The 21019-nt window shown below is 75.8% G+C and carries 10 protein-coding genes and 1 pseudogene; 9 read left to right on the forward strand and 2 right to left on the reverse strand.

From position 1 onward, the window contains the following. Nucleotides 1-7 precede the first annotated feature (7 nt). A complete protein-coding gene (locus Sfr03f_RS30925) occupies nucleotides 8-11509 on the forward strand; it encodes an SDR family NAD(P)-dependent oxidoreductase (protein ID WP_435841905.1) in 11502 nt (3833 codons plus the stop codon). Between the two features lie 134 nt (nucleotides 11510-11643). Further along, a pseudogene (locus tag Sfr03f_RS07985) lies at nucleotides 11644-14874 on the forward strand (type I polyketide synthase); the annotation flags it as partial. 64 nt (nucleotides 14875-14938) lie between these two features. Here Sfr03f_RS07985 and Sfr03f_RS07995 read toward each other — a convergent pair. After that, complete coding sequence (locus Sfr03f_RS07995; protein ID WP_218028134.1) at nucleotides 14939-16171, reverse strand: cytochrome P450; 1233 nt, start codon at nucleotides 16169-16171, stop codon at nucleotides 14939-14941. 262 nt (nucleotides 16172-16433) lie between these two features. On the opposite strand from Sfr03f_RS07995, the gene Sfr03f_RS08000 reads away from it, so the two are divergent. From Sfr03f_RS08000 to Sfr03f_RS08015, 4 genes are all read left to right on the forward strand, one after another. Continuing rightward, nucleotides 16434-17309 (forward strand): metallophosphoesterase family protein, encoded by an 876-nt coding sequence (locus tag Sfr03f_RS08000; protein ID WP_108952949.1) that lies wholly within the window; start codon nucleotides 16434-16436, stop codon nucleotides 17307-17309. Continuing rightward, nucleotides 17299-17979: a 4'-phosphopantetheinyl transferase family protein gene (locus Sfr03f_RS08005; protein ID WP_108952950.1), complete on the forward strand. Its 681-nt coding sequence runs from the start codon at nucleotides 17299-17301 to the stop codon at nucleotides 17977-17979. Before Sfr03f_RS08000 ends, Sfr03f_RS08005 begins: the two co-directional genes overlap by 11 nt. Before the next feature lie 103 nt (nucleotides 17980-18082). After that, nucleotides 18083-18688, forward strand: coding sequence for a class I SAM-dependent methyltransferase (locus tag Sfr03f_RS08010; RefSeq protein WP_108952951.1), 606 nt, complete (start codon nucleotides 18083-18085; stop codon nucleotides 18686-18688). Nucleotides 18689-18701: 13 nt separating this feature from the next. Further along, entirely contained in the window at nucleotides 18702-19133 is a 432-nt protein-coding gene (locus Sfr03f_RS08015) for a hypothetical protein (RefSeq protein WP_108952952.1), read from the forward strand. An 8-nt stretch (nucleotides 19134-19141) separates the two neighbouring features. Here the strand turns inward: Sfr03f_RS08015 and Sfr03f_RS08020 are convergent, their stop codons facing one another. Next, nucleotides 19142-19711 (reverse strand): PadR family transcriptional regulator, encoded by a 570-nt coding sequence (locus Sfr03f_RS08020; RefSeq protein ID WP_108952953.1) that lies wholly within the window; start codon nucleotides 19709-19711, stop codon nucleotides 19142-19144. A 110-nt stretch (nucleotides 19712-19821) separates the two neighbouring features. Here Sfr03f_RS08020 and Sfr03f_RS08025 point away from each other — a divergent pair, with 110 nt between their 5' ends. The 3 genes from Sfr03f_RS08025 to Sfr03f_RS31665 all read left to right on the forward strand — a co-directional run bounded on the left by Sfr03f_RS08025 (nucleotide 19822) and on the right by Sfr03f_RS31665 (nucleotide 20943). Then, nucleotides 19822-20262: a nuclear transport factor 2 family protein gene (locus Sfr03f_RS08025; RefSeq protein WP_245967449.1), complete on the forward strand. Its 441-nt coding sequence runs from the start codon at nucleotides 19822-19824 to the stop codon at nucleotides 20260-20262. A gap of 300 nt (nucleotides 20263-20562) precedes the next feature. Continuing rightward, on the forward strand, nucleotides 20563-20751 hold the full coding sequence (locus tag Sfr03f_RS30200) for a hypothetical protein (RefSeq protein WP_159105589.1): 189 nt from the start codon (nucleotides 20563-20565) through the stop codon (nucleotides 20749-20751). A 111-nt stretch (nucleotides 20752-20862) separates the two neighbouring features. Then, complete coding sequence (locus Sfr03f_RS31665) at nucleotides 20863-20943, forward strand: putative leader peptide (RefSeq protein WP_351116331.1); 81 nt, start codon at nucleotides 20863-20865, stop codon at nucleotides 20941-20943. Nucleotides 20944-21019: the final 76 nt, after the last annotated feature.

Here is a 21019-nt window from a genome sequence, read left to right on the forward strand (position 1 = left end):
CAAGCGCGTGACGAACGACCTTCTGCAGACCAAGGAGCGGCTGTCCCGGGTCGAGGCCGAGCGCCACGAGCCGATAGCCGTCGTCGGCATGGCGTGCCGTTACCCGGGAGGCGTCCGCACGCCGGAGGACCTGTGGCGGATCGCCGAGTCCGGTACGGACGCCGTCTCGCCCTTCCCCGAGAACCGCGGCTGGGACACGGCCGGCCTGTACGACCCGGACCCCGGCCGCACCGGCAGGACGTACGCCAGGGAGGGCGGCTTCCTGCACGACGCGGACCGTTTCGACCCGGGCTTCTTCGGCATCAGCCCCCGCGAGGCGCTCGCCGTCGACCCGCAGCAGCGGCTGCTGCTGGAGACGGCGTGGGAGACGTTCGAGGCGGCGGGCATCGCCCCGGCCTCCCTGCGCGGCTCCCGCACCGGCGTCTTCGCGGGCGTCATGTACGGCGACTACGGCGGCCGCATCCGCAAGGCCCCGGAAGGCCTCGAGGGCTACATCGGGACGGGCAGCGCCGGATCGGTCGCCTCGGGGCGGCTCTCCTACACCTTCGGCCTCGAAGGGCCGGCGGTGACCGTGGACACCGCCTGCTCGTCCTCGCTGGTCGCCCTGCACCTCGCCGTGCGGTCGCTGCGGCAGGGCGAGTGCGACCTCGCCCTCGCCGGCGGAGCCACCGTCATCGCCACCCCCGGCCTCTTCGTGGAGTTCAGCCGCCAGCGCGGCCTGTCCCCGGACGGCCGGTGCAAGGCCTTCGCCGCCACCGCCGACGGCACCGGGTGGGGCGAGGGCGTCGGACTGCTGCTGGTGGAGCGCCTCTCCGACGCCCGCCGCCACGGCCACCCCGTGCTCGCGGTGGTACGCGGCTCCGCCGTCAACCAGGACGGCACCAGCGGCCAGCTCTCCGCCCCCAACGGCCCCTCCCAGCAACGGGTGATCCGCCAGGCACTGGCCGACGCGGGCTTCACCCCGGCCGACGTCGACGCGGTCGAGGCGCACGGGACCGGCACCAGGCTGGGCGATCCCATCGAGGCGCAGGCGCTCATCGCCGCCTACGGCCAGGACCGGCCGGCGGAGCGGCCGCTGTGGCTGGGATCGCTGAAGTCGAACATCGGTCACACCCAGGCCGCGGCCGGCGTGGGCGGCATCATCAAGATGGTGCAGGCGATGCGGCACGGTCTGCTGCCGCGGACCCTGCACGTCGACGAGCCGACCCCGCACGTCGACTGGTCGGCCGGCGCGGTGCGCCTGCTCACCGAGAACGTGCCCTGGCGGACGGAGGACCGGCCGCGCCGGGCCGCCGTCTCCTCCTTCGGGATCAGCGGCACGAACGCGCACGTCATCCTGGAGGAGGCGGCCGAGCCCGAGCCCGCCGGGGACGAGAGGGCGGCCGGTGCGCCGTCCGGCGGCGCGGCCGTGCCCTGGCTGCTGTCCGGGCACACCGGGCAGGCGCTGCGGGAGCGGGCCGGTGGACTGCTGGAGTACCTGGAGGCGCGTCCCGAAACGGACCCGGACGCGGTGGCGAAGGTCCTCGCGGACGGCAGGGCGCACTTGGACCACCGCGCGGTGATCACCGCCGACGGCAGTGACGGACTGCGGGAGGCCCTGCTGGCCCTGGCCGAGGCGGCCACCCACCCGGGTCTCGTGCAGGGCACTGTCCGTCCGCTCGGCAGGACGGTGTTCGTCTTCCCGGGCCAGGGCTCGCAGTGGGACGGCATGGCGGCCCAACTTCTCGAGACCTCACCGGTGTTCGCCGAGCACGTCGCGGCCACGGCACGGGCCCTGGAGCCGTACACGGGCTGGAACCTCCTCGACGTGCTGACCGGGGTGCCCGGCGCTCCTCCCGCCGACCGGGTGGACGTGGTGCAGCCCGCGCTGTTCGCCGTCATGACGGCTCTGGCCGAGCTGTGGCGGCACCACGGTGTGCGTCCGGACGCGGTGGTCGGCCACTCGCAGGGCGAGATCGCCGCCGCCTACGTGGCCGGGGCGTTGACCCTGGAGGACGCCGCGAAGGTGGTGGCGCTGCGCTCCAAGGCCCTGCTGCGGCTCGCCGGAACCGGCGGCATGGCGTCGGTGCCGCTGCCGGCCGACCGCACCGCCGCCCTGCTCGCCGCCTACGACGACCTCCACATCGCCGCCCACAACGGGCCGGGCACCACGGTCGTCGCCGGAAACGCCGACGAACTCGCCCGCCTGGTCACCACACTCACCGAAGAGGGCGTCCAGGCGCGCACCATCCCCGTCGACTACGCCTCCCACACCCCGCACGTCCGCCCGCTCGAGGACACGCTCCTGAAGCTGCTGAGCGGCATCAGCCCCCGGGCGGGCGCCGTCGCCTTCTACTCCACGCGCACCGGCGGCCGGATCGACACCACGGAACTGACGCCCGAGTACTGGTTCGAGAACCTGGCCAACCCCGTCCTGCTCCACCCCGCACTCGAGGCGCTCACCGCCGACGGCCACACCGTCTTCGTCGAGTCCAGCCCTCACCCCGTCCTCACCACCCCGCTGACGGACACCACCGACGCCCTCTCCCCGGACGCCCCCGCCGTCGTCACCGGCACCCTGCGCCGCGACGACGGCTCCCTCACCCGCTTCCACACCTCCCTTGCCCAGCTGCACACCCACGGCCACCCCACCGACTGGCACATCCCGGACCCGGCCGGGGCACCGCCGAGGGACCTCCCCGCCTACCCGTTCCAACGCCGGCGCTACTGGCTGGAGGACGGGGCGGCCGGCGGGGAGCCGGAGAGCCTCGGCCTGCAGGCGACCCGGCACCCGCTCCTCCCGTCGGCGACGACCCTGGCGGACGGGGACGCCCTGCTGCTCACCGGGCGGACGTCGGCCCGGGCCCACGGCTGGCTCGGCGACCGGACGCTCAACGGCACCGTCGCCCTCGAACTCGCGCTCCAGGCGGGGCGGTTGCTCGGTCTACCCGTCGTGGAGGAGGTGTCGGTGGGGACGCCGGTCACCGTCCCGCCGGGCGGCGGAGTCGATCTGCAGCTGTCGGCCGGCGCGCCGGCCGCGGGCGACGGACGCCGGGAGTTCGTGCTGGCCGCACGGCCGTACGAGGACGCGCGGGACGACGAGACGCTGCACCGTTCGTGGACCCGGCTGGCGTCGGGCGTCCTCGCCGAGGCACCCGCGGACGAGCCGGAGGACCTCACGGCCTGGCCCCCGGCGGGCGCCGTGGCCGAGCCGCCCCGCGACGACGCGGAGGCGGCCGCCCCGGCCTCCTTCTGGCGACTGGGCGACGACCTCTACGCCGAGGTGGCTCTGCCCGACGAACTCGCCGGCGAAGCCGCCGCGTTCGGCGTCCACCCGGTCCTGCTGGACGCCGCCCTGCGCCCGCTGTTCGAGGACGCAGAGGACGGAACCTCCGTCCCCGGGACGTGGCGGGGCGTCACCCTGCACGCCGCGGGCGCCGCCGCGCTCCGCGTCCGCGTCCGGACCTCCGACGACGGCAGCCGCACCCTGACGCTGGCCGACGTGGCGGGCGCCCCGGTGGCGAGCGTCCGGTCCGTCGCCCCGGTCGCCCTGCCCCGCTCCGCCGCCGAGCGGCACGACTGGCTGTACGGCCTCGACTGGCTCCCCCTGACCCAGGCGCCCGCCGCCGACACCGCGCAGGACCCGGCCGACTGGGCGGTGCTCGGTGACGCGGTGGACCCGGCCGGAGCGTTCGACGCCGCACGCCGGGTGCCGTACGCGATCGGCGACGACCGGGCGCCCGCACTCGTCGTGCTCGCCGAGCAGGACACCGAGGCGCTGTTCGGCTCGCTGCGCGCACTGCTGGCCGACGAGGCGGCAGCCGACAGCAGGATCCTCGTGGTGACCCGGCACGCGGTCGCCACCCACCTCGACGACGTCCAGGACCTCGCCCCGGCGGCCGGATGGGGGCTGGTGCGCAGCGCGCAGTCGGAGCATCCGGGCCGGATCACCCTGGTCGACGTGGACGGCGATCCCGCCTCGCTGCTCGCCCTGGCCGCCGCGTCGGCGGCGGGGCAGGAGCAGGTCGCGGTGCGGGGCGGGGAACCCCTGGTGCCCCGGCTGGCCCGCTCCGCACCGCAGGAGTACGCGCGGGAGGCGCCGGCACCCGACCCCTCGGGCACCGTGGTCGTCTCCGGGGGCGGCGACCTCGCCGCCGCGGCCGCCGAGTACTTCGTCACCGTCCACGGCGCCCGCCGGCTGCTGCTCATCGGCGGCGGCGAGGAGGTGGCGCGGTCGCTGGCCGGCGCGGACGCCGAGGTGCTGGTCGCGGAGGGCACGGCCGCGGACCGCGACGCCCTGGCCGCCGCGCTGGCCCTGCTGCCCGCCGGCCGGCAGCCGACCGCGGTGGTGCACGTGGCGGAACGCGCGCCCGAGGCGGTCGTGCTGTCCACGCCGCCGGAGGACTTCGCGGACGCCCTGCGCACCGGCACGGACGCCGCCTGGAACCTGCACGAACTGACCCTGGGCGGCGCCCTGACCACCTTCACCCTGCTCGCCCCCGACCCCTCGGCCGCCCTCGGCGGCACCGGGCAGGCGGCACGGGCCGCCCTCGGCGCGTACCAGGACGCCCTCGCCCAGCACCGCAGGGCCCTCGGCCTGCCGGCGGTGTCCCTCGCCTGGGGACCCCGCGAGGACGGACCGGCACAGCAGCCGTCCGGGCTGGCGCCCTTCCCCGCCCGGAGGGTGGGGGAGCTCCTCGGCCTCGCCCTGCGCTCCCAGCGGCACGGCGTGCTCCTCGCCGCACGCCTGGACCGGACCGCGTCCGAGGAACGCGCCGCGGCGGGACTGCTGCCGCCGGTGCTGCGTTCCGTGGTGCGCACGGTCAGGGCGGCCACCGCCGGCACCGGCTCCACGCCCGGCACGCTCGCGTCCACCCTCACCGGGCTGCCCGAGGCCGACCGGCGACGCCTGGTGCTGGACCTGATCCGCGACCAGGTCGCGGGAGTGCTCGGGCACTCGGCGCGTGACGGCATCGACACCGCGCGGGCGTTCAAGGACCTGGGCTTCGACTCGCTCACCGCCGTCGAACTGCGCAACCGGCTCAACGCGGCGACCGGCCTCAAGCTGCCCAGCACCCTCCTGTTCGACCACCCGTCACCCGAGGCGCTGGCCGCCCACCTGCTGGCCGAACTGGTCGGGACCGCCGCCGGACCCGCGAACCCGGGGCGCTCCGGCGCGACGTACGACGGCGAGCCGATCGCGATCGTCGCGATGGCCTGCCGCTACCCCGGCGGGATCACCTCGCCGGAAGACCTGTGGCAGGTGGTCGTCTCCGAGAGCGACGTCATCTCGCCGTTCCCCGACGACCGTGGCTGGGACCTGGACCGGCTGTTCCACCCCGACCCCGAGCACACCGGCACCTCCTACGCCCGCGAAGGCGGCTTCCTGCGGGACGCCGACCGGTTCGACCCCGGCTTCTTCGGGATCAGCCCCCGCGAGGCCACCAGCATGGACCCCCAGCAGCGGCTGCTGCTCGAGACCGCCTGGGAGGCGTTCGAAGGGGCGGGCATCGACCCGACCTCCCTGCACGGCTCCCGCACCGGCGTCTTCGCCGGCGTCGTCTACACCGACTACGGCTCACGGGTGAAGCTGCCCGCCGACATGGAGGGCTACCTCGGCTTCGGCAGCGCGGGCAGCATCGCCTCCGGCCGGATCGCCTACACGCTGGGCCTGGAGGGACCGGCGGTGACCGTGGACACCGCCTGCTCGTCCTCGCTGGTCGCCCTGCACCTCGCCGTGCAGTCGCTGCGCCTCGGCGAGTGCGACCTCGCGCTCGCCGGCGGAGCGACCGTGCTGTCCCACCCGGACATCTTCATCGGCTTCAGCCGGCAGCGCGGACTCGCCCGCGACGGCCGCTGCAAGGCGTTCGCCGCGGCCGCCGACGGCACCTCGTTCGGTGAGGGCGTGGGGCTGCTGCTCGTGGAGCGCCTCTCCGACGCCCGCCGCAACGGCCATCCGGTGCTCGCCCTGGTCCGCGGCACCGCGACCAACCAGGACGGCGCCAGCAACGGCCTCACCGCCCCCAACGGACCGTCCCAGCAACGCGTGATCGGGCAGGCGCTCGCGGACGCCGGGCTCACCCCCGCCGACGTGGACGCCATGGAGGCGCACGGGACGGGGACCACGCTCGGCGATCCGATCGAGGCGCAGGCGGTGATCGCCGCCTACGGCCAGGACCGGCCGGCGGAGCGGCCGCTGTGGCTGGGATCGCTGAAGTCGAACATCGGTCACACCCAGGCCGCGGCCGGTGTCGGCGGTGTGATCAAGATGGTGCAGGCGATGCGGCACGGACTGCTGCCGCGGACCCTGCACGTCGACGAGCCGACCCCGCACGTCGACTGGTCGGCCGGGGCCGTGGAACTGCTCACCGAGCCGCGCGAGTGGGCCCCCGACGGCCGTCCGCGCCGGGCCGGTGTCTCGGGCTTCGGGATGAGCGGCACGAACGCGCACGTGGTCCTGGAGGAGGCGCCCGAGCTGGAGCCCGCCGGGGACGAGAGGGCGGCCGGTGCGCCGTCCGGCGGTGCGGTCGTGCCCTGGCTGCTGTCCGGGCACACCGGGCAGGCGCTGCGGGAGCGGGCCGGTGGACTGCTGGAGTACCTGGAGGCGCATTCGGACGCGGACCTGGACGCGGTGGCGAAGGTCCTCGCGGACGGCAGGGCGCACCTGGACCACCGCGCCGTCGTCGCGACCGGGGACGACGACGGCCTCAAGGAGGCGCTGGCGGCGCTGGCCGCCGGGACGGCGCACTCCGGCCTCGTGCAGGGCACTGTCCGTCCGCTCGGCAGGACGGTGTTCGTCTTCCCGGGCCAGGGCTCGCAGTGGGACGGCATGGCGGCCCAACTCCTGGAAGCCTCACCGGTGTTCGCCGAGCACGTCGCGGCCACGGCACGGGCCCTGGAGCCGTACACGGGATGGAACCTTCTCGACGTGCTGACCGGGGTGCCCGGCGCTCCTCCCGCCGACCGGGTGGACGTGGTGCAGCCCGCGCTGTTCGCGGTGATGACCGCTCTGGCCGAGCTGTGGCGGCACCACGGTGTGCGTCCGGACGCGGTCGTCGGCCACTCGCAGGGCGAGATCGCCGCCGCCTACGTGGCCGGGGCGCTGAGTCTGGAGGACGCCGCGAAGGTGGTGGCGCTGCGCTCCAAGGCCCTGCTGCGGCTCGCCGGAACCGGCGGCATGGCGTCGGTGCCGCTGCCGGCCGACCGTACCGCCGCCCTGCTCGCCGCCTACGACGACCTCCACATCGCCGCCCACAACGGGCCGGGCACCACGGTCGTCGCCGGAAACGCCGACGAACTCGCCCGCCTGGTGGCCGCACTCGAGGAGCAGAACGTCCAGGCGCGCACCATCCCCGTCGACTACGCCTCCCACACCCCGCACGTCCGCCCGCTCAGGGACACCCTGCTCGACGTCCTCGACGGCATCACCCCCCGGGAGGCCGGCCTCGCGTTCTACTCCACGCTCACCGGCGGCCGGATCGACACGACGGAGCTGACGCCCGAGTACTGGTTCGAGAACCTGGCCAACCCCGTCCTGCTGCACCCCGCGCTCGAGGCGCTGGCGGCCGACGGCCACACCACGTACGTCGAGTCCAGCCCCCACCCCGTCCTGCTCACCCCCCTCACCGACGCCACCGACGACGCCACCGCGGTGGTCACCGGGACGCTGCGCCGCCACCACGGCTCGCTCACCCGCTTCCACCAGTCCCTGGCCCACCTGCACACCCACGGTCACCCCACCGACTGGCACGTCCCCACCCCCGCCACCGAGCCCCCGACCGACCTCCCCACCTACCCCTTCCAGCACGACCGTTACTGGCTGGAGGGCCCCGCCGCGCACACCGACGCGGGACACCTCGGACTGGACGCGACGGAGCACCCCGTCCTGTCGACGGTGACCGCGCTCGCGGAGACGGACACCGTCGTGCTCAGCGGCCGGCTGTCCACGCGGTCGCTCGGCTGGCTCGCCGACCACGCCGTCGGCGACGCCGTGCTGCTGCCGGGCACCGCGCTGCTGGAATTCGCCGTGCAGGCGGCGCAGGCGGCCGGCGGCAACCGCGTCGACGAACTCACTCTGGAAGCACCGCTGTTGCTGCCCGAGCAGGGCGCGGTGCGGGTGCAGGTGACGGTCGAGGCCGCCGACGCGGACGGCGGACGCCGGGTCGCCGTGCACTCCCGGCCCGACGAGGAAGGCCAGGACACGGCGTGGACGCGACACGCGACGGGCACGGTGGACCCGGTGGCCCGGCCGGTGCCGTCCGCCGGGTGGGCCGTCTCCTGGCCGCCCGCCGACGCCGAGCCGCTGGAGGTGAGCGACCTCTACGACCGGCTGGCGGAGCTGGGCTACGCGTACGGGCCCGCCTTCCGGAACCTCACCGCCGCCTGGCGGTCCGGCGACACGGTGTACGCGGAGGTGGCGCTCGACGGCCGGTACCACGACGAGGCCGCCCGGTTCGCGCTCCATCCCGCGCTGCTCGACTCGGCGCTGCACACCATGGCCCTGGGCGACTTCCTCGGCGAGGGCGTGCGGCTGCCGTTCAGCTGGAGCGGAGTGGGCCTGGCGGCCGCCGGGGCGACGGCCCTGCGGGTCGCGGTGGCCCCCGGGCCCGACGGAACCGACTCCGTGCGGCTGTCCGTGGCCGACCCGGCCGGCGCCGTCGTCGCCGTCGCCGAGTCGCTGGTGCTGCGGCCCGCCGCCCCGGAGCACCTGCCGTCCGCGGGACGCGCGCCCGGGGCCGGCCGGTCGCTGTACGAGCTGGACTGGAGCGAACTGCCCCTCCCCGGGTCCGGCGAGGAGGCGGCCGGGACGGCGTTCGAGGTGCTGGACGCCCCCGTCACGCAGGGGGGAGCCGTACCGGAGGCCGTCGCCGGCTCGGTGAACGCGCTGCTCACCCGGTTGCGGGAGGCGCTCGCCGGGCAGGACGCGGACGGTGAGGCGGACGGGGCGGAGCGGCCCGTCGTGGTCGTCACCCGCAGGGCCGTCGCCGCCGCCCCGGGCGACCCCGTGGACCTGACGGCCGCGCCGCTGTGGGGCCTGGTCAGGTCCGCCGCCACGGAGCACCCGGGACGCGTCGCCGTCGTCGACACCGACGACACGCCCGCCTCCCGGCAGGTCCTGGCCGCCGCCGTCGCCACGGGCGAACCCCAACTCGCCCTGCGCGACGGGCGCGTCCTGGTGCCGCGGCTGGTGTCCGCCGGGACCGGGGAGAGCGTCGCGCTGCCCGGGGACGGCGCCACCTGGCGGCTGGAGACGCCCGGGGGATCCCCGGACGACCTGCGGGCCGTACCGCAGCCCGCGGCCCGCGAACCCCTTGCCGCGGGGCAGGTGCGCGTCGCGGTGCGGGCGGCCGGGCTCAACTTCCGTGACGTCCTGCGCGTCCTGGGCATGGTGCCGGGGGAGGAGCCGCTGGGCACCGAGGCGGCCGGGACCGTGCTGGAGACCGGTCCCGGCGTCGAGGGACTGGCCGTCGGCGACCGGGTGTTCGGCCTGGTGCAGGGGGCGGCCGGCCCGGTGGCCGTGGCGGACCGGCGGCTGCTCGCGCGCATCCCGGACGGCTGGTCCTACGCGACGGCGGCGGCGGTGCCGGCCGTGTTCACCACCGCCCACCACGGCCTCGTCGAACTCGCCCGGCTCCGCCCCGGCGAACGGGTGCTGATCCACTCGGCGGCCGGCGGCGTGGGCCTCGCGGCGCTGCAGATCGCCCGGCACCTGGGCGCCGAGGTGTTCGGCACCGCGAGCCCCGCCAAGTGGGGCGCGCTGCGCGCGCTCGGGCTGGACGACGCCCACCTGGCGTCCTCCCGCACGACGGACTTCGAGGACCGGGTGCGCGCCGCCACCGACGGCCGCGGTGTCGACGTCGTGCTCAACTCCCTGACCGGCGAGTTCGTCGACGCGTCGCTGCGCCTGCTGTCGGGCGGCGGACGCTTCGTGGAGATGGGCATCGCCGATCTGCGCGACCAGGACGCCGTCGACGCCGTCCGGCCGGGCGTCGCCTACCAGCCGTTCGAGCTCCTCGACATGGACCCGGCGAAGGTCGGCGCCTCGCTGGCCGCCGTGCTCGCCCTCTTCGAGCGGGGCGAGCTGACGCCGCTGCCGGTGGCGAGCTGGGACGTCCGCCGGGCGCCCGCCGCCTTCCGGTACTTCTCCCAGGCGCGGCAGGTGGGCAAGGTCGTCCTGACCGTCCCGCCCGCGGTCGGCGCCCCGGAGGACGCCGGGACGGTGCTCGTCACCGGGGGCACCGGCACCCTGGGCGCGGCGCTCGCCCGGCACCTGGTGCGCGAGCACGGGGTGCGCAGCCTGCTGCTCACCGGTCGGCGCGGGCCCGAGGCGCCCGGCGCCGCCGAACTCGCCGCCGAACTCACCGAGGCGGGCGCCGGGGTGCGGATCGAGGCATGCGACGCCGCCGACCGGGACGCGCTGGCCCGGCTGCTGGCCTCGGTGGATCCCGACCGGCCGCTGACCGGCGTCGTGCACGCCGCGGGCGTCCTCGACGACGGCGTCCTGTCCTCGCTGACCGCGGAGAAGGTCGCCGCCGTGCTGAGGCCCAAGGTCGACGCGGCCTGGAACCTCCACGAGCTGACGCGGGAGGCGGACCTGTCGTGGTTCGTCCTCTTCTCCTCGGCCTCCGGCCTCCTCGGCGGGGCGGGACAGGCCAACTACGCGGCCGCCAACGTGTTCCTGGACGCGCTGGCCGAGCACCGGCGCCGCCGGGGCCTGCCCGCGCAGTCGCTGGCCTGGGGCATGTGGGAGGCGGCGAGCGGGATGACCGGACACCTGGCGGAGGCCGACCGGGCCAGGATCGCCCGCGGCGGGCTCGTCCCGATGACGGTCGAGGACGGCATGGCCCTGTTCGACGCCGCGCTGGAGGACGGCCGCCCGCTGCTCGTGCCCGCGCCGCTGGACGGGGCGGCACTGCGGTCGGGCGCCGTCGCCGGCGGAGTGCCGGCCGTCCTGCGGTCGCTGGTCCGCACGCCCGTGGTGCGGCGGGCGGCCCAGGCCGCCCCCGCCTCGTCGGCCGGTCTCGCCGAACGGCTGTCGGCCCTGCGCGGCCCGGAGCGGGAGCGGGCGGTGCTCGCCCTGGTGCGCGAGCAGGTCTCGGCGACCCTCGGCCACACCACGGCGGACGGCATCGAGGCCGACCGGGCGTTCAAGGAGATCGGCTTCGACTCCCTGACCTCCGTGGAACTGCGCAACCGGATCGGCGCGGCCACCGGGCTGAGGCTGCCCACCACGCTGGTCTTCGAGCACCCGACGCCCGCGGCGCTCGCCGGGCACCTCGTCGGCCTGCTCGCACCGGAGGACCCGGTGGCCGACCTGGACCGGCTGCTCGCCTCCGTCACCGTCGGGGGGCCCGACTTCCCGCGTCTCCGGGAGCGGCTGCGGGCGGCCCTGTGGCTCTGGGACGAGGAGGCCGGGCGGCAGGACACCCCGCCCGCCGGCACCGCCGGAGCAGCCGACGACCAGGACCTCTCCGACGCCGACGACGAGGAGCTGTTCCGCGCGCTCGACGAGGAGTTCGACGCCAGCTGACGCCGACGGCCGCGCGCCCCGTGACCCGCGGGCGCGCGGCCGTGGACGACCGAGAAGAGAGTGCTACTGCGATGAGCGACAGCGACACCGCCACCGGCAACGAGGAGAAGCTGCGGGACTACCTGCGGCGGGCGACGGCCGATCTCAAGCAGGCCCGCCGCCGGGTGAGGGAACTGGAGGAGAAGGAACACGAACCGGTCGCCATCGTGGCCATGGCCTGCCGCTTCCCCGGCGGCGTCCGCTCGCCCGAGGACCTGTGGGACCTCGTGTCGAAGGAGCGGGACGCCGTGTCCGGGCTCCCCGAGGACCGCGGCTGGGACACCGAGGCGCTCTACGACCCCGACCCCGACCGGGCCGGGACCGCCTACACCCGCGAAGGCGGCTTCCTGCACGACGCCGCCGGGTTCGACGCCGCGTTCTTCGGCATGGGCCCGCGCGAGGCCGTCGCCACCGACCCCCAGCAGCGACTGCTGCTGGAAGTGGCCTGGGAGACCTTCGAACGCGCCGGCATCGCGCCGGACACGCTGCGCGGCACCCGCACAGGCGTGTACGCGGGCGTGGTCTCCCAGGCCTACGTGCCGCCCGCCGGCCGGGTGCCCGCCGGGTACGAGGGGCACCTGATGACCGGCAACGCGACCAGCGTCGCCTCCGGGCGGATCGCCTACCACCTGGGGCTGGAGGGGCCCGCCGTCACCCTCGACACGGCGTGCTCGTCGTCGCTGGTGGCGATGCACCTGGCGGCCCAGGCGCTGCGCCGCGGAGAGTGCGACCTGGCGCTCGCGGGCGGCGTCACGGTGATGGCGACGCCGCTCCTGCTGGTGGAGTTCAGCCGCCAGCGGGGCCTCTCGCCGGACGCCCGGTGCAAGGCGTTCTCCGCGGCCGCCGACGGCACGGGCTTCGCCGAGGGCGTGGGCACGGTCCTGCTGGAGCGGCTGTCCGACGCGCGCCGGCGCGGTCACCGCGTCCTCGCCGTGCTGCGCGGCTCCGCGGTCAACCAGGACGGCGCGAGCAACGGGCTCACCGCGCCGAACGGCCCCACCCAGGAACGGGTCGTCGCCCAGGCGCTGGCCGACGCCCGGCTGGCGCCGCAGCAGATCGACCTGGTCGAGGCGCACGGCACCGGCACCCGGCTCGGCGACCCCATCGAGGCGCGGGCGCTCATCGCGGCCTACGGGCAGGGCCGGCCGGAGGGCCGGCCGCTGTACGTGGGCTCCCTCAAGTCCAACATCGGGCACACCCAGGCCGCGGCGGGCGTCGCCGGCGTGATCAAGGCCGTGCTGGCGATCCAGCACCGGGTGATGCCCCGCAGCCTCCACATCGACGAGCCCACCGAGCACGTCGACTGGTCCGCCGGCGCGGTCGAGCCGCTCACCGCGACGATCCCCTGGCCCGACCGGGGCCGCCCGCGCCGGGCCGGGGTGTCGTCGTTCGGCATCAGCGGGACCAACGCCCACGTCATCCTCGAACAGGCCCCGACCGACGAGCCGCCGGCGCGGGACACCCCGTCCGGCGGGCAGGAGGAACCGGCGGGGGAGCCGCTCGCTCCCTGGGTGCTGTCCGCGCGGACCGAGGGCGCCCTGCGCGCCCAGGCGGAACGGCTCGCCGCACACCTGACCCGGACGCCGCAGGCCGACGCCGGCGACGTGGGCCGGACACTGGCGCTGGGGCGGGCCTCCCTGCGGCACCGCGCGGTCGTCCTGCCGGGCACGGCGCGGGAGCGGCTCGCGGCGCTGCGGGCGCTCGCGGAAGGCCGCCCCGACCCCAGGGCCGTGTCCGGAACCGCGGCCGAACGGCTCGCCACGGCCCACCTGTTCACCGGGCAGGGCAGCGGGCGGCCCGGCATGGGGCGCGAACTGTACGCGACACGGCCGGTGTTCCGGCAGGCGGTGGACGAGCTGTGCGAGGCCTTCGCCCCGCACCTGGACCGCCCGCTCCTGCCGCTGCTCCTGGCCGGCCCGGACGATCCCGCGGCTACGCTGCTGGAGCGCACCGAGTACGCCCAGCCCGCCTTGTTCACCCTGGAGCTGGCGCTGTACCGGCTGCTGCGGCGGCTGCTGCCGGAACCCGACTTCCTCGCCGGTCACTCCCTCGGCGGGATCACCGCCGTCGCCGCCTCGGGCGCGCTGTCCCCCGAGGACGCCTGCGCCCTGGTCGCCGCCCGCGGCCGGCTGATGGGCGCGGGTCCGCGGCACGGTGCGATGGCGGCGTGCGAGGCGTCCGAGGAGGAGGTGCGCGAGGTGCTGGCCGGGTACCCCGGCACGGCCGACGTCGCCGCGGTCAACGGCCCGAGGGCGACCGTGGTCTCGGGGGACGCCGAGGCGGTCGAGGAGATCGCGCGGGTGTTCGCCGAACGGGGGCGCCGCACCCGCCGGCTGCGGGTCTCCCACGCCTTCCACTCGGCCCACATGGACGCCGCCGTGGAACCGCTGCGCGCGGTGGCCGCCACCCTGCGGGTGGGCGACCCGGCCGTCCCGGTGATCTCCGACCTGACCGGGCGGCCGCTCACCGGCGAGGAGTTGCGCGACCCCGGTCACTGGGGACGACAGGTGCGCTCACCCGTGCGGTTCGCCGCGGCCGTCGCCGCGCTGCACGACGCCGGCGTGACCGCCTTCGTCGAGGTGGGGCCCGACGCGGTGCTCTCGGCGCTCGTCGAGCCCTGCCTGCCGCCCGGCGCCGCACCGCTCGTCGTCCCCGCGATGGTGCGGGACCGGTCCGAGGAGGCCGCGCTCGCCGCCGCGCTGTCCCGGCTGCACGCCGCCGGCGGCCGCGTCGACTGGGAGCACTGGTTCGGCGGTCCGCCCCGGCCCGGGGCGGACCTGCCGACGTACCCGTTCGAGCACCGGCGCTTCTGGTGGCCGGCGGAGGTGCTCGGCACCGCCCACGCGGACGGCCCGGCGGGGCCCCACCGTGCGCCCGCCGCGGCCCCGATCGCGAAGGACGCCCCGGCCGCTCCCGCCGACGGCAACACGGCTGCTCCCGCCGACGGCGTCACAGCCACCCCCGCCGACGGCGTCACGGCCACCGCCGCGGACGGTGTCACGGTCACCGCCGGAGGCGCCGCGGATGGGGCTTCGGCGGCGGACGGGGTGGGGGAGGGTGCGCCGCCGGCCGGTGAGCGGCCGCAGGAGCCGATGCTGGACCTCGTCCTCGCGCACACTGCCGACGTGCTCGGCCACGACGCTCCGGAGCGGATCGGGCCGGAGGAGAAGTTCCTCGACATCGGTCTGTCGTCCTTCACGGCGCTGGAGGTGCGCAACCGGCTGTGCGAGGTGACGGGACTGCTGCTGCCGCCCGTCCTGTTGTTCGACCACCCGACGCCGGCCGCGGTCGCCCGGTTCCTCGAGGAGGCCGCGGCCACGCCGTGACACGACGGGGGCGGCGGGACACGAACCTCGTGTCCCGCCGCCCCCGTCCCGCCGCCCGGTGGTCTCACCAGTCGACGGGCAGCCGCCGCACCCCCTGCACCGACCCGCCGGCCTTGACGCCCAGCTCCTCCACCGGAGCGGCCAGCCGCAGGGTCGGTATCCGGGTGATCAACCGCCCCAGGGCGATCTCCACCTCGGCGCGGGCCAGGTTCTGGCCGATGCACTGGTGGACGCCGTACCCGAACGCCAGATGCCGGCGGGCGTCGCGGCCGACGTCCAGCACGTCGGGGTCGGGGAACACCTCGGCGGAGCGGTTGGCCGCGGCGTTCGGCAGGTAGACGCCCTCACCCTCGCGGATCAGCACACCCCCGACCTCGATGTCCGCGGCGGCCACCCGCTGCAGCTCGTCGGCGACCGACAGGAAGCGCAGCAGCTCCTCCACCGCGCCCGGCAGCAGGGCCGGGTCCTCGCGCAGCCGGGCCAGTTCCGCGGGATGCTCCAGGAGGGTCAGGATGCTCAGGCCGATCATGTTCGCGGTCGTCTCGTGCCCGGCGACCAGCAGGAACATGGCGATGGCGGAGAGATCGGCGCGGCTCAGCTCACCGGTGCGCACCCGGTCCTCGGCCAGCTCGTCGAGCAGCCCGCCCTTCCTCGCCCGGCTCTCGCTCCCCCTCAGCTTCGCGTCGGTCAACCGGTCGAAGTAGGCGACCAGGGCGGCGCTCGCGGCGGCCGCCTGGTCGGCGGTGCCGGTCGCCAGCAGCATCCGCCGGGTCTGCTCCTCGAAGAACTCGTGGTCCTCGTACGGCACTCCCAGCAGTTCGCAGATGACGGTGGACGGCACCGGCAGCGCGAACTCCCGCACCAGGTCGACGGGGCGGCTGCCGGACTTCGCCAGGACGGCGTCGATCCGCTCGTCGACGATCCGCCGGATGGAAGGCCGCAGGCCGTTCACCCGGCGCACGGTGAAACTGCCGATGAGCATGCGCCGCTGGACGTCGTGCTCGGGCGGGTCCATGCCCACCAGCGCGGTGAGCCGCGCCGCCGCCATGCGCGGGACGAGGACCGGGAAGTCCGGCCGCGACCGGTCCGAGGAGAGCCTGGGGTCGACCAGCAGGCTGCGCGTCTCGGCGTGGCCGGTCACCACCCACACCTGCCGGCCGTCGTAGAGACGCACCCGGGACAGCGGTCCCTGCTCGGCGAGCCGGGCGTACCCGGCCGGAGGGTGGTAGGGACAGTCCCTCGACATCGGGAACGCCGGCAGGACGCCGCGCCCCCCGGCCAGTTCGTCGCCGCTCATTCCGCTCCCCGAGAAGTCTCCGCGTCCCGCCGGGACGCGCGGTCGAAGGAGCGGATCGTCCCGGCCGTCGGTTAAGCGGCGCTAAAGGCCCTGACACCGCGCGCGGCACGGTCCACCGGCCGCCGAGCCCGGCCCGCACGCCGCCCCGGGGGAGGGGCCGACCCCCGGCGTCGCCTGCCTCCGTGCCGTCAGGAGGCCCCTTGTACGGGCCCGTTCGGGTGTGCTCTTGTGGTGCTCTTCGCCGACGACGGGGGGACGAGAGGTGGCATCGACGGCCGGAGGGACGGGGCGGCTGCTGGCTGTCAGCGACCTCCACATCGGTTACCAGGAGAACCGCGCCCTGGTCGAGCGGATGCGGCCCGGATCCGACGACGACTGGCTGCTGGTGGCCGGTGACGTCGCCGAGACCGTGGCCGACGTCCGCTGGGCCCTCGAAACGCTGGCCGGCCGCTTCCGCAAGGTCGTCTGGGCGCCCGGCAACCACGAGCTGTGGACCCATCCGGACGACGCCGTCACCCTGCGCGGCGCCGACCGCTACGCACACCTGGTCGCCCTGTGCCGGGAACTCGGCGTCACCACCCCCGAGGACCCGTGGCCGGTCTGGGAGGGCCCGGGCGGACCGGCCGTCGTGGCGCCGCTGTTCCTGCTGTACGACTACAGCTTCCTGCCGGCCGGGTGCACCACCAAGGACGAAGGCATGGCCTACGCGTACCGGACGGGGGTCGTCTGCAACGACGAGTTCCTCCTGCACCCCGACCCGTACCCGAGCCGCGAGGCGTGGTGCCGTGCCCGGGTGGCCGAGACGGAGCGCCGGCTCGCCGCGCTCCCGGACGACCTGCCCACCGTCCTGGTCAACCACTATCCGCTCGACCGGCACCCCATGGACATCCTGCGGTACCCCGAGTTCGCCATGTGGTGCGGCACCCGGCTGACCGCCGACTGGCACCACCGGTTCCGTGTCGCCGCCATGGTCTACGGCCACCTGCACATCCCGAGGACCACCCACCACGAGGGCGTCCGCTTCGAGGAGGTGTCCGTCGGCTACCCGCGCGAGTGGCGCACCCGCCCCGGTCCGCCGGGGACCCTGCGCCGCATCCTCCCCGAGATCCCCGCGGAGGACGGCACCGGTGATCGGTGACCTGCTCCCCGGCACGGTGGCGGCCGTGGAGACCTTCCGCGACGACCCGGCCGAGGACACACCGCTGTACCCCGAGGAGGAGGCGGCCGTCGCACGGGCGGTGACCAAGAGGCGCCGGGAGTTCGCCGCGGTGCGCGGCTGCGCCCGCCTCGCCATGCGGCAGCTCGGCATCCCGCCGCGCGCCGTCCCGTCCGGGCCCCGGGGCGCCCCCCGGTGGCCGCAGGGCGTGGTCGGCAGCATGACCCACTGCGAGGGCTACCGGGCGGCCGCTCTCGCCCGCACGTCCGACCTCGCCTCCCTCGGCATCGACGCCGAGCCGCACCGCCCGCTTCCGGACGACGTGCTGGCGGCCGTCTCGCTGCCCGCCGAACGTGAACGCCTGGGGCGGCTGGCGGTCCGGCGGCCCGACGTCCACTGGGACCGGCTGCTGTTCAGCGCGAAGGAGTCCGTCTACAAGGCGTGGTTCCCCCTGACCGGCGCCTGGCTGGACTTCGAGGAGGCGGACATCGAGATCACCCCGTCCTCCGGAGCGCGGGCGGAGGGCGGCTTCCGCGCCGCACTGCTCGTGCCCGGGCCGCTGGTGGGCGGCCGCCGGATCGGGCACTTCGAGGGGCGGTGGACCGTGCGGGACGGGCTCGCGGCCACCGCGGTCGTGGTGCCCCGCCCCTGACACCGTGGCCCGCCGGCCCATCCGCCCCCCGCGCCCCCCGCGCCCCCGCCTCCCGCGCGGCCCGCGCCGGGGCGCCGACGCTCGCGGACCTATAGTGATCCGCATGAGCCGTTGGAACGACCTGACCGGTGGGACGTCCGGAGAGGACTACGCCGCACGGTTCGCGGCACTGGCGCGCAGCGGGAAGGACGTGCACGGCGAGGCGCGGTTCTGCGCCGCGCTCGTGCCGCCCGGGGCCCGGGTGCTGGACGCCGGGTGCGGCACCGGCCGCGTCATGATCCGGCTCGCGGAGCTCGGGTACGACTGCGTCGGGGTGGACCTCGACGCCTCCATGCTGGCGGTGGCGCGACAGCAGGCCCCCCAACTGCCCTGGTTCCAGGCCGACCTGGCCGCGTTCGACCCCGACGCGCTCGGCGTCGCCGCGGACTTCGACCTCGTGGTCGTCGCGGGCAACGTGTTCCAGCTGGTCGCCGAGGGCACCGTCGCCGCGGTCGTCCGGAGTCTGACCGGGGCGCTCCGGCCGGGCGGTCTGCTGGTCTCCGGCTTCGGCCTGGACGAGGCCCACCTGCCGGTACCGCCCACCCTCACCCTGGGCCGGTACGAAGGCCACTGCGAGGCCGCGGGCCTCACCCTCGTCGACCGCTTCGCCACCTGGGACGCCGACCCCTACGAGGGCGGCGGATACGCGGTGTCCGTCCACCGTCGCTGACGCGGGAGGGCCCTTGACCTCCGGAGAACGGATACACCCGGACGGCGTCCTCCGTCTTCCCGGCGGATCCTGGTGGGACTGGGAGGTCATCGCCTGGGACCCAGGTCAGTTCCGTCTCGCGGCGGGGTGGGACCTCGCGTACCACCACGGACTGGAGCTGGTCTTCGGCGATCCCGCCTTCGTAGGATGCCCGGCCCGCTTCCACGACCCGGTCTTCCGCGCCCCGACGGACGAGGAGCGCACGGGCGTCGCGCGGCGGCTCGGCGAGGAGGCGCCGGTGCTCGTCGCCTTCGACGCCGACTCGGGGGGCCGGGACCCGTTCCCCTGTCTCGTCGCCGCCGAGCGGCTCGAGATCCTGCACGGCACCGTGCTGCGGTACTGGCGGGACGACCTGGCCCCGGGGCAGCGTCTCGCGCCGTGGGTGAGGCCGCCGGCGGACCGGTGACCTGGTGCTCACCGTGACGGTGGGTCGCCCCGCCGCTCCCGCAGGACCGTCACGGACCGCTCGCACCAGTCGCGGTTGCCCTCCTCGAAGGCGAGGCCGCGCAGACAGGTCAGGTACGGCCCGATCCGGTCGCCGTGGCGCAGGAAGTCCTCCTCGGTGCGGTCGCCGCGCATGGCGCGCAGCAGCTTCCCGAAGAGGTCGATCCTGGCGCGGGCGAACGCGGCGCGCTCCTCGAGCCGGGTGATCAGCGCGGCGGGGTCGACATGGTCCGCCGCCTGGACCTGGACCAGCAGGTCGTCGCGGATGAAGGAGGGTGTGGCGGAGGCGGCGGTGAACGCCTCGAGTTCCGTCAGCCCGGCGTCCGTCACCCGGAACAGGCGCTTGTTGGGCCGGCTCTCCTGCACCACCTCCCGGCCCCGCACGAGCCCGTCCCTCTCCAGCCGGCCCAATTCGGCGTACAGCTGCTGGGGCCGGGCGTACCAGAAGTTGGCGACGCCCAGGTCGAAGGCCTTGGCCAGCTGGTAGCCGCTGAGCTCCCCGTCGAGCAGTGCCGCCAGCACCGCGTGCCGCAGCGCCATCTCCCGCCTCCTTGTCTCCCGCCCGCCTCTGTCACCGTGGCCGATCCTGTGCCTATGGTAGTCATGAAACTGACTAGTCACATTCATGACTATGGAGGCGAGCACCCGCCATGACTTCCGCCATGAACCCCGCCACGAGCACCGCCGACCGGTTCCGCGCCGCCGTGGACCGCCGTGACCTCACGGCCATCGAGGAGCTCTTCACCGAGGACGTCCGCCTCTACAGCCCGGTGAAGTTCACGCCGTTCGAGGGCAGGCCGATGGTCATGGGCCTCTTCGGGGTCCTGCTGCGCACCTTCGAGAACTTCCGCTACGTCGGCGAGACCGCCGGCACCGTGCGGACCGCCGACGGATCCGCCACCGACTCCGCGGTGCTGGTCTTCCGCGCCGAGGTCGGCGGCAAGGAGATCCACGGCATCGACCTGCTGCACCTCGACGGCGACGGGCGGATCAGGGAGTTCACCGTCATGGTCCGCCCGCACTCCGCGGTGCAGGCCCTCGGTGAGGCGGTCCTCGCCGGCCTGGTCGCCGACGGCCTCGTCCAGGCCTGAGCCGACGCCGAGCTCCGGGAGTGGCCGGGCCGCTGCGGAACGGCGCCGACCCGGACCACGCGTGAGGCGCTCACCGACGCGGCCCGGCACGCGGCCCGGCACGCGGCCCGGCACGCGGCCCGGCACGCGGCCCGGCACGCGGCCCGGCACGCGGCCCGGCACGCGGCCCGGCACGCGGCCGGGGAACGGGTGGAGATCACCCTCGCTCACGGCCCGGGCGCCGTGTGCCTCACCGTGGAGAACCGCGCCCCTGGGCCGGCGGGCAGCGGCCGACCCCGCGCCGGGGCACGGACCGACGGGATGCGCGAGCGGATCACGCTCGTCGGCGGTCCACTCGCCGCGGCCGCGCGGGACGACGGCCGGTCCTGGGCGGTGATGGCCGAGGCCCCCGTCCCGGCCCCGCCCTCGGACCGGCCCTCGCCGTCCGGCCGTTCGGGACCGGGCGGCGTCCGAGCGTCCGGCGCGGCCCTGGTCCTGGTCCTGGTGTGATCCACGCGCCTGGTGTTCACCTCGGTGGTGAGCGCGTCGGGCTCGTTGCGGGCTCGTGAAGCCGTCCCGCGATTCCTTGACCGGCCGCGGCCGCCTGACGATGCTCGAACCATGACCGCGACGACCTTCCTCGTGACGCGGCGCCACGTCGACCTGGGGCGCCTCGCCTCGGCGGCGTGTCCGGAGAGCTGACGCCGACCTTGCCGCGCACGTGCGCGGCCCGCGCCGCAGTGCGCGTCCGTCCCGCCCTTCCTCTCGGCCTCCGTCA

This window comes from Streptomyces fragilis, from assembly GCF_003112515.1.
Lineage (GTDB): Bacteria > Actinomycetota > Actinomycetes > Streptomycetales > Streptomycetaceae > Streptomyces > Streptomyces fragilis.

What these genes read in the sequence shown, in the direction of transcription:
- Sfr03f_RS31665 (WP_351116331.1), top strand. Translation starts at nt 20,863, where the DNA reads ATGACCGCGACGACCTTCCTCGTGACGCGGCGCCACGTCGACCTGGGG.
- Sfr03f_RS08010 (WP_108952951.1), top strand. Translation starts at nt 18,083, where the DNA reads ATGAGCCGTTGGAACGACCTGACCGGTGGGACGTCCGGAGAGGACTAC.
- Sfr03f_RS30200 (WP_159105589.1), top strand. Translation starts at nt 20,563, where the DNA reads ATGCGCGAGCGGATCACGCTCGTCGGCGGTCCACTCGCCGCGGCCGCG.
- Sfr03f_RS08020 (WP_108952953.1), bottom strand. Translation starts at nt 19,711, where the DNA reads ATGGCGCTGCGGCACGCGGTGCTGGCGGCACTGCTCGACGGGGAGCTC.
- Sfr03f_RS07995 (WP_218028134.1), bottom strand. Translation starts at nt 16,171, where the DNA reads ATGAGCGGCGACGAACTGGCCGGGGGGCGCGGCGTCCTGCCGGCGTTC.
- Sfr03f_RS08025 (WP_245967449.1), top strand. Translation starts at nt 19,822, where the DNA reads ATGACTTCCGCCATGAACCCCGCCACGAGCACCGCCGACCGGTTCCGC.